Below are 9,107 nucleotides of genomic sequence, written 5' to 3'. Positions count from 1 at the left end.
TTAATCAATCCTCAACATTTAAGAAATTGGTTTGCTAATTGTTGCTATTGTACTTCATAACAGCGGGAACCGCTGTATACAGAATTAGGGGAGAGAAAGCAGAGAATATCGAACTGGCGATCGCATATTTCACTGCTGCATTAACCGTCTACACCCGCGATGCCTTTCCCCAAAATTGGGCGATGACGCAAAATAATCTGGGAGTTGCCTACTCTGACAGAATTAGGGGAGACAAAGCAGAGAATATCGAACTGGCGATCGCATATTTCACTGCTGCATTAACCGTCTACACCCGCGATGCCTTTCCCGAATATTGGGCGATGACGCAAAATAATCTAGCAACAGCCTACTCTGACAGAATCAGGGGAGAGAAAGCAGAGAATATCGAACTGGCGATCGCATATTTCACTGCTGCATTAACCGTCCGCACCCGCGATGCCTTTCCCGAAAAATGGGCTAGCACGCAAAATAATCTGGGAGTTGCCTACTCTGGCAGAATCAGGGGAGACAAAGCAGAGAATATCGAACTGGCGATCGCATCTTACACTGCTGCATTAACCGTTTACACCCGCGATGCCTTTCCCCAAGATTGGGCTAGCACGCAAAATAATCTGGGAGAAGCCTACCGTAAGAGAATCAGGGGAGACAAAGCAGAGAATATCGAACTGGCCATCGCATCTTACACTGCTGCATTAACCGCCTACACCCGGGATGCCTTTCCCGAAAAATGGGCTCAGACGCAAAATAATCTAGCCACAGCCTACTCTGACAGAATTAGGGCATAGAAAGCAGAGAATATCTAACTGGCGATCGCATCTTACACTGCTGCATTATCCGTCCTCACCCGTGATGCTTTTCCCGAATATTGGGCTCAGACGCAAAATAATCTGGGAGAAGTCTACCGTAAGAGAATCAACGGATTCGGTTCTGTGAAAACATAAAAACTTTGTCAACCGTTACTGCTCTCAATGAGGCACAACAATGGCTGCGGAATCTGACCTCAGAGAAGCTGGAAGCCGTCTTAGAAGACCTCAAACCCGAAATCGATCAAACATTTGAGTAAGCGCCCCCAAACGAACGAACTCGCAATCAAGCTCCTCTGAATGGCCCACTGAATCGCAAGCCGTTTTCCTTTGCTGAACCTCATTACTGGGCTGGCTTTACTGCGATCGGTCTTTAGCAATCCTGACAACAATTGTCCTGTTTTTTCGTGCTGATGTAAATAAGTACCCCTGTTAATGGTACTCCTTGGTAAATGCCAAAGATAGCCATTGGGATAAGGGCGAGCGATTAAATGAGTAATTCTTATTTTGCCATAATTATTGTACTTTTTTTGTGCAGAAACCCGGTGGTTAAAACTCCGGCTACACAAACTTTCGTCCACGCGGACTAACAGATATTCTCACGGCAATTTCACTTCTGTCTCCTGACTGATAACTACTGGCGGCGACAAAGGCGGCTGAGATTCGGCCACATTCAACTGACCGCCACAACAACGCAACTCGTAAAGTTTGGCATTAATTTGATACTCGTATTGGCTCAATAGCCTTGCATAAATATAGCCAGCTTTTCCATCCAAAAAGCCTAACTGAATGAAGTAAAATAAAATAAATCTGAGCATTGGTTTAAAAGGCAGCCACACCCAAACTTTTTTGAGAAATCGCTTCCGCTGTACGGCATCTCCAAATAAGTTAGCACCAATAGTGCCGCTGTCGTCGCGCCCTTCAATAATATTGTAATAAACGCGAGCTTCCCAATTAGAATAGCGGTTGTGCCGTTCTATCCAGTGAAATAAATCGCGGTAATCTTCGTGGATCATGTCATTTTTTAAGTAGCCGACTTGACCGGATAAAATGACGTGTTCGTGAACTTCGTTGTCACCAGTATTGGGGACGGATTCAGTGCCGAGATTTTCGTAACGGCCTTTTTGATGCTTGAACAAACGCAAATTCCAGTCTGGATATCGGCCGCCGTAACGCAGCCACTGACCTAAAAATAAGACTTTGCGGTTGAGGTAGTAACCGTCAAAATTGGGGTCTTCGATCGCCCGCGCGATTTCGTCCCAAAGTTCCGGCGGAATGCGCTCGTCGCAATCGACAATTAATACCCATTCGTTGCGAAAGGGTAGATTGTCCAAAGACCAATTTTTCTTTTTCGGCCAGCGTTTGTCGAAGTAGAATTGCACTACTTTTGCGCCGCTACTGATGGCAATTTCTACCGTGCGATCGCTGCTTTGGGAATCAACCATGAAAACTTCATCCGCCCTGGCAATGCTGGCCAGACACGCAGGTAGATTAAGTTCTTCGTCTTTTGCCGGAATGAGAACTGAAACCGGAATCTTGGATGAACTAGATGTCATAATCGAGTGCTTGAACCTGAATGCGGTAGAGTTTTTGTGGATGAAATGCGATCGGCACAGCGGCGCCGACGACTTGACCAGCGAGGGATATTGCCTATAGCCTAATGCCTAGTGGTCGATTTCGGTGCAAAAATCAGGCCGCGCATGGCTGCGCTCAAATAACCGATTTGACCCCAGGCAAAAACGAAATTTTCAAAGCGCAGCGCCGGATCTCTAATATATTTAAAAGATTTCCAGACACCCCTCAAGATTCTTTCACCCCCTCGCCCAAGCTGAGCAATACCCGCTCGATCGGACAATTGTTCCCGATAACACTCGCTGATGCCTTGCCACCACCCGCGCTCTAGAAACCAAGCTTTGTTGAGCCGTTCAGCAGCGACATTGTGAAGCACCACGGCTTCCGGTAGATAAACTACTTGCCAACCTAACTCTAAAGCTAATTCAGTGGCCCGCAACTCTTCATTTGACAACAATTTTGTGCCGACTCTACCGAGTTTGACATCGAAGCCGCCAATTTTTTCGAGAAAAGTGCGCCGGATCGAGTAGTTTACACCCCTGGGAGTCAAACCGGCCGCAGTCACGTAAACGCAACTTTCCCCCAAATCGTATGCTCCCAAGTTCTGGGCCAATCCCGGTGACAGCCATTCGGGCGGGCTGACTCCAGAAGGCCAGAGCAAATTGACTTTGCCACCAGCGATGGCGAGTTTTTGATTGCTTTGATAAGCCGCGTGCAGCACTCTGAGCCAATTAGGGTCAGCAACAGCGTCGTCGTCGAGATAAGCTAATATTTCGCTGCGAGCTTCTGAAGCGCCGGTGTTCCGGGCTACTGACAGACCGATTTCGGGTTCCCAGACGTACTTGAGGCGGCGATCGCCCAGTCTTGCTTCTACCACCTCGCGGGTGCGCGAAGTGGAACTTTCCGGGTTCGCATAATCGCTAGAGGCGTTATCCACTACTACTACTTCAAAGTTGTCGGGAAAATCCTGTACCAGCAAGCTGTCGATCGCCCCACCTAAATAGGCGGCGCGATTGTGGGTGCAAATAATCGCTGATATCTGAGGACGATCTGGCATAAATAACAGCTTGGGAAATACTGGGGCTCGCGATCGACTTACTGTGAAATTGTCTCAACAATGCTATTATCGCTTAAAAAGCATTTGGTAGTTGGCAGTTTAAATCATAATTGGTAATTGGTAATTGGGAATTGGCAATTGGGAATTATGTTTAATCCTTTGTATGTGACCCCGCCCAAAGAACGGAGACAAGCCCGTGACATTAGTCGCCAGCAGCCCCAAAATTTTAACCAAACTTCAATCTCCCAAAATCATTTGTTGTGGAGTAAATCTAAAATCTAAAATCTAAAATCTAAAATCGACTGACTGATGACTAACTCACAGCCTCCGGCATCCAGACAATTAATTTTAGTAACTGGGCCGGCCCGAAGTGGCAAAAGTGAATGGGCCGAAACTCTGGCTGCGGGTTCGGGAAAACAAGTAATCTATGTGGCTACCGGCCGAGTTGATGAAACGGATTTGGAGTGGGTTCGTCGCCTCGAACAGCACCAAAATCGCCGTCCAGTTGATTGGAGAACTCTAGAAGTGCCGATCGAATTATCGGCCGTTGTGCGAGCCGGCAAGCCCTCGGATTTCTTGTTGATTGATTCCCTGGGAACTTGGACGGCGAATCTTTTGGAACAAGAAGCGGCTGTTTGGGCTAATGCGCAGCACGAGTTGCTGGCTAGTTTGAAGTCGGCGGCGGCTAATGTGATTTTGGTAGGGGAAGAAACCGGATGGGGCGTTGTGCCTGCTTATCCGGCTGGGCGGCTGTTTCGCGATCGCCTCGGCACTCTCGTGCGCCAGATCGGGGCGATCGCCGATAATGTTTATCTCGTCACCGGAGGTTACGCCTTGGATCTGAGCGTTCTGGGTACGCCGCTGTCGCCTGCTGCGAAAAATTAACAGCCGGATTCGCCATTGACAAGCGAGAAAAAATCTCGGTTTCCCGACGGACAATTTTAACTGAAAATCAGGTATAATTTTAACTGAGATTTAAAACTCAAGACTCAGATAAATGAGTCAAAAAACATACTCCTTCGGGCAACCCGCACAACAATTTGACACGAGGAATAGCAAAATTTTCAAATAATGTAAAATATAAAATGTCTCTTGAGAAAGAGTGCCAATTGCACATTGAAAGTCTAAAATCGCCAAAGAGTTGACAGATTGACTAAAAATTATGGCATCAGAGAGTGAAGTGAGAAAATATATTGCTTACTGGTTTCAGTTAGGCAAAAAAGTATTAATTCGCAACGGTTCCGAAGTGCTGCTGCCCAAATCGGTAATTGCGGGCGATCGCTACAGCCAGGAATTTGAAGACTGCTGGCAAAAAATTATCTCCCCTGACAGCGGAGACTGTTACCTGCAAGGCACAAACGAAACAATTGCCCAACTGCTGACACCAGCTTGGGACATCAGCCCCTGCGCGCGCTGCGCGATGCCCGTAGTGTTCCAAAAAACCGGAATGCCCCCGGAGTTCTGTCCCTGTAACGACTTACCGAACTGGCCCGATACCGAACTGCCCCAACCTCGATCGCCAGTCAGCACAAAATCGCAACTGTCAGGAATTCGCGATCGACTCAAAAGATCCAGCGGGGAGTAAGTATATAAGAAGGAAGAAGGGTCTTCTTCCTTAAATTGTTACAATATATTTACAATGCTTCACACTAGGTCTGATTTATGAATGTCAAGACGGTATCGCCACCCTCCCCCCAAACTTATACAAATTCAGGGACTCAAGCTGTACTAAGCAATCTTAAAGATGCAAACACAATTCCCCTGCAAGCAGTACCAGTATCATTAGAGACGGAGGTCGTAACGGACGATCGGCTCAAATCAGCCAGAGACATAGCTTTCGAGTTAGCCGGAGATGCTGTTCGGTACGATCCAGTGGCGATCGCAGCGCTGTACCGAAAGCGACCTCTACAAGTCTGGGGAAGGCTGTCGAGCGTTGTTTGGACATTTTTTAGCTTTGCCTTCAGTGTGTGGTTCGACGGCAAAACAGGTCGTACCGCCACCAACCAAAAGCGTCGCGCCGTCCGACTGCGAGAAATTCTGGCCCAACTCGGCCCAGCTTTCATCAAAATCGGACAAGCACTCTCAACACGGCCTGACTTAGTACCGCCAGTATATTTAGAAGAACTAACAACGCTGCAAGACCAATTGCCAGCATTTCCGAACGAAGTAGCATATCAATTCATCCAAGAAGAATTGGGCGCCCACCCCAAAGACATCTACGCAGAAATCACCCCCGATCCGATCGCCGCAGCTTCTCTCGGACAAGTCTACAAAGGCAAACTCAAAACCGGGGAAATAGTCGCAATCAAAGTGCAGCGACCAGATTTAGCCGAGAACATCGGCTTAGATATCTACATCCTGCGGCGCGTTGCAGTTTGGGCACAAAACAACTTCAAAATAATTCGCAGCGACCTCGCAAGCATTATGGACGAGTTGGGCGAGCGCATTTACGAAGAAATGGACTACACCCACGAAGGTCAAAATGCCGAACGGTTTGCCCAATTATACGGTCACATCAAAGACATTTATGTTCCCAGCATCTACTGGGAATATACCCGCCGCCGCGTCTTAACAATGGAGTGGATCACCGGCGTCAAACTGACTAATTTAGAAGCAGTTAAAGCTCAAGGAATCGACGCTCCTTACTTAATTGAAGTAGGGGTGCAGTGTTCTCTCAGACAACTGCTAGAACACGGTTTCTTTCACGCTGACCCGCATCCCGGCAATCTTTTGGCAACTCCTGACGGTCAGTTGGCTTATCTTGATTTCGGCATGATGAGCGAAGTTAAACCTTATCAGCGGTACGGCTTGTTAGAAGCTGTGGTGCATTTGGTGAACCGCGACTTTGAAGGTTTGGCAAAAGATTACGTCAAGTTGGAGTTTTTAACGCCAGATACGGATTTGACGCCAATTATTCCGGCCTTAGCTAGCGTATTTAACAATGCTTTGGGTGCTAGCGTTGCCGAACTCAATTTCAAAAGCATTACTGACGAGCTTTCGGCGGTAATGTACGAATATCCTTTCCGGGTTCCAGCTTACTATGCTTTGATTATTCGATCGCTCGTCACCTTAGAAGGGATTGCCATTAATGTCGATCCAGAATTCAAAGTGCTGAGTAAAGCTTATCCTTACGTAGCAAAACGGCTGTTGAGCGACCCCGCACCGGAACTGAGAGCATCCCTGCAAGACTTGCTGTTCAAACAAGGGGAATTCCGCTGGAACCGCTTAGAAAACTTGCTCAAAAATGCCCGCGAGAGCGAGGATTACGATGTGAGCAAAATCTTGAACCAAGCTTTAGAATATTTATTTTCCGAAAGAGGAGATTTCATTCGCGATCGTATTGTCCTGGAATTAGTCAAAAGCCTCGACACACTATCCAGCAACGCCTTTGCTAACGCCAAAGCTGTAGTCGGCGAATGGTTTGGAGTCAAGGCAAATCAACCTGTGGTTTCACCAACTGAACAAAAAAACTTAGAGCACATCAAGCGGATTTGGGATATTTTGCAATCAACTCCCGGTTTTGACACTATGAAAGTATTGCAGCTTCTTCCGCAATTGTTGGTGAAACCGGAAGTGCAGAATATGGGCCAGAAAGTAGTCGGCGGTTTAGCTCAAAGAGCAGTTGCTAGGGTAATTCGCGAGTTTTTGCTTTCGCAGGAACCCACTGCGATTCCTGAGAATGGAAGCTACCCTAAAACTTCGCCTCAGTTGTCTTTACCTGCTGCGAAGTAGTTTGATTGGGCGTTTTTTTGACCGCCGATATTAGCAGATAAACACAGATGAACGCAGATGAAATTTCGTCTGCGTTCTTTTAATTAAGCTTGAATCCTTTAGCGGCTAATTGCTGGCGGAGACTCTGAATCATTACGCGATCGAGAGTATTTTCACCACTATTGGTACTAGATTGACGCTGTTGTTCAATATATGCTGTACGCTTTTGAGATAAGTCGCGGATCGTCTTTTTAATCGCCTCTCTTTCGGTTTTCTTTCCAGCTACATATGCTCTCTTTTCTGTTAGCGTCATCCCTCGCATGATTTCTGGTAAATTATCATCTGATATTGCCTCTAGTTTAACTGTTCCGTTTTCAAGAGCATCCAGCAAGTCCCAAGAAGCATTATCATAGTATTCAGAAGCTTTGGATGCACTACGCAAAACCGTATTGCTGCCAGCATTACTATCTTCAACTGCTTGACGTTGTTGTCCTACTCTTCCTTCTCTACCGTAGGGAATGTAGGTTTGATTGAGTTTAGTATTCCAAGTAGAAATTTCGTCGTCGTAAGGGGACTTAATTACCACAATTTGTTGGTTTTGATTAATGTTGAAGCTACTGCCTTTTGCTAAATCTGCTCCTGATGCCCAAAGTTGTCGCTCCTGACTTTCGGCTGAACCACAGTAGATTGTATTAACGAGTGTATCTCCTTTGACAGCGAGATTGACAGATTGATTCCAAACTATTGGGCCTTGATCGAATGGTTCATTACCCGCAATAAAAATCACGCGAAAATCTTCCTGATTTTTACTCCAGTTTAATTCTTGCATTGCTGAACGAATTACCCAGCCAGCATATTCTTGACCGCCGTTGGTTTTGATACTAAATAGCTTTTCGGAAACTAAATCTAATTCAGGAGTAAACCCAGTTAATAATCTGACAAAACCTTCCGAGGAAGGTAAGCTGTCATTACCATAATGGTACAGAGCAACCTCTAACTCTGGTACTTCGCCATCTTTGGTTACTTTAGTTAAAAAATTAACGATTTGCCAAAGTTGAGTACGAGTTTGGTCAATCAATCCATCCATGCTATTACTAGAATCTAAAAGGATGGCTATCTGAATTTTTGCTTTGGCGAAAGCTGCTGTGGGAGAACACAAGATACTTAGGGTTAAAGCTGTAGTGAATAAAATTCTAGTTAGTTTCTGCATGGAATTTCCCCTACAAATTTATTTTTTACCCAATTATAGTCAGTGATAGTATAGATTTAGTTCCTGGTGTCAAGTAAGTTGTAACAAAACTTTACATTTGCGATTAATTCAGTACAGGACTTACCCACTCCGACGGAAGAAACCGGGTTTTTTACCTTGGGTGTGGACTGCAACGTTCTAGCAGTTTTGTTAATGCTGCATCAGGAGTTTTATAGTTTTCTAAGTGAACGCGGTTTAGGGAAACAACTACTTGTACATGGTGGTACTTTGCGGGCGTTAATTGATATTAGATCATCGGTTTTTCCTTGCTTTTCGTCACAAGAGTAATAGGTTTTTCCGTTACATCTTATTATGGGTTAGAGTTGCTTTTGGGAAAATAAAACAAATTTACTGAATTAACCGCAATGTTCACCCTGCTTGTCCGTATACTATTATAGAATGAGTCACAAAAAAGCGTAGCGATCGGGAGTCAATATATGCAGGCAATTCTTTTAAGCCGCGAAGAAGTTGCACGACGTGCAAAGCAATTGTACGAAAGCAACATCCGCCAAAAGGTCGAGCTGGAAGAGAACATCGGCAAGATGGTCATCATCGACATTGAGACAGGTGATTATGAAGTCGATAAAACTGGATTGCAAGCATCTCGTAACCTTAGTAAGAAGCACCCAAACGCCCGACTTTTTGGGATTCGTATTGGATATAACGTTGCTGTCTCATTTGGTGGTGTCATGGAGCGTGTCTGCAAGTGATTTCT

The 9,107-nt window shown here is 45.8% G+C and carries 9 protein-coding genes; 6 read left to right on the top strand and 3 right to left on the bottom strand.

The window, feature by feature from the left end:
• Nucleotides 1–47: 47 nt before the first annotated feature.
• Nucleotides 48–785, top strand: a complete 738-nt coding sequence (locus tag QUA13_RS23135) for a tetratricopeptide repeat protein (RefSeq protein WP_333202264.1) — start codon at nucleotides 48–50, stop codon at nucleotides 783–785.
• Nucleotides 786–1,402: 617 nt separating this feature from the next.
• On the opposite strand, the gene QUA13_RS23130 is transcribed toward QUA13_RS23135, so the two are convergent.
• Nucleotides 1,403–2,320 carry a glycosyltransferase family 2 protein gene (locus QUA13_RS23130; RefSeq protein WP_333202266.1) on the bottom strand — a complete coding sequence of 306 codons (918 nt, stop codon included), beginning with the start codon at nucleotides 2,318–2,320 and terminating at the stop codon, nucleotides 1,403–1,405.
• On the opposite strand from QUA13_RS23130, the gene QUA13_RS23125 reads away from it, so the two are divergent.
• Nucleotides 2,247–2,459, top strand: coding sequence for a hypothetical protein (locus tag QUA13_RS23125; RefSeq protein ID WP_333202268.1), 213 nt, complete (start codon nucleotides 2,247–2,249; stop codon nucleotides 2,457–2,459). The two genes, QUA13_RS23130 and QUA13_RS23125, sit on opposite strands and share 74 nt — an antisense overlap.
• A gap of 1 nt (nucleotide 2,460) precedes the next feature.
• Here QUA13_RS23125 and QUA13_RS23120 read toward each other — a convergent pair whose 3' ends face one another.
• On the bottom strand, nucleotides 2,461–3,432 hold the full coding sequence (locus QUA13_RS23120; protein WP_333202262.1) for a glycosyltransferase family 2 protein: 972 nt from the start codon (nucleotides 3,430–3,432) through the stop codon (nucleotides 2,461–2,463).
• A gap of 309 nt (nucleotides 3,433–3,741) precedes the next feature.
• On the opposite strand from QUA13_RS23120, the gene cobU reads away from it, so the two are divergent.
• The 3 genes from cobU to QUA13_RS23105 all read left to right on the top strand — a co-directional run bounded on the left by cobU (nucleotide 3,742) and on the right by QUA13_RS23105 (nucleotide 7,164).
• Entirely contained in the window at nucleotides 3,742–4,317 is a 576-nt protein-coding gene (gene cobU / locus QUA13_RS23115; RefSeq protein WP_333202260.1) for a bifunctional adenosylcobinamide kinase/adenosylcobinamide-phosphate guanylyltransferase, read from the top strand.
• A 277-nt stretch (nucleotides 4,318–4,594) separates the two neighbouring features.
• Entirely contained in the window at nucleotides 4,595–5,017 is a 423-nt protein-coding gene (locus tag QUA13_RS23110) for a hypothetical protein (protein ID WP_333202258.1), read from the top strand.
• A 77-nt stretch (nucleotides 5,018–5,094) separates the two neighbouring features.
• Nucleotides 5,095–7,164, top strand: a complete 2,070-nt coding sequence (locus QUA13_RS23105) for an AarF/ABC1/UbiB kinase family protein (protein ID WP_333202256.1) — start codon at nucleotides 5,095–5,097, stop codon at nucleotides 7,162–7,164.
• A gap of 79 nt (nucleotides 7,165–7,243) precedes the next feature.
• Here QUA13_RS23105 and QUA13_RS23100 read toward each other — a convergent pair whose 3' ends face one another.
• Entirely contained in the window at nucleotides 7,244–8,353 is a 1,110-nt protein-coding gene (locus QUA13_RS23100) for a hypothetical protein (protein ID WP_333202254.1), read from the bottom strand.
• A 476-nt stretch (nucleotides 8,354–8,829) separates the two neighbouring features.
• Between QUA13_RS23100 and QUA13_RS23095 the strand changes: the two genes are divergently transcribed.
• Entirely contained in the window at nucleotides 8,830–9,102 is a 273-nt protein-coding gene (locus QUA13_RS23095; RefSeq protein WP_333202252.1) for a hypothetical protein, read from the top strand.
• Nucleotides 9,103–9,107 lie beyond the last annotated feature (5 nt).

Source organism: Microcoleus sp. S28C3 (assembly GCF_036700785.1).
Taxonomy (GTDB): Bacteria; Cyanobacteriota; Cyanobacteriia; order Cyanobacteriales; family Microcoleaceae; genus Microcoleus; species Microcoleus asticus.
The sequence above is the reverse complement of the archived record's forward strand: the minus strand, read 5'-3'. Positions and strand labels throughout refer to the sequence as shown.

Bases quoted from the DNA above. Each gene is read 5' to 3' on its own strand.
- QUA13_RS23125 (WP_333202268.1), top strand. From the start codon at position 2,247: ATGAAAACTTCATCCGCCCTGGCAATGCTGGCCAGACACGCAGGTAGA.
- QUA13_RS23120 (WP_333202262.1), bottom strand. From the start codon at position 3,432: ATGCCAGATCGTCCTCAGATATCAGCGATTATTTGCACCCACAATCGC.
- cobU (WP_333202260.1), top strand. From the start codon at position 3,742: ATGACTAACTCACAGCCTCCGGCATCCAGACAATTAATTTTAGTAACT.
- QUA13_RS23110 (WP_333202258.1), top strand. From the start codon at position 4,595: ATGGCATCAGAGAGTGAAGTGAGAAAATATATTGCTTACTGGTTTCAG.
- QUA13_RS23105 (WP_333202256.1), top strand. From the start codon at position 5,095: ATGAATGTCAAGACGGTATCGCCACCCTCCCCCCAAACTTATACAAAT.
- QUA13_RS23100 (WP_333202254.1), bottom strand. From the start codon at position 8,353: ATGCAGAAACTAACTAGAATTTTATTCACTACAGCTTTAACCCTAAGT.
- QUA13_RS23095 (WP_333202252.1), top strand. From the start codon at position 8,830: ATGCAGGCAATTCTTTTAAGCCGCGAAGAAGTTGCACGACGTGCAAAG.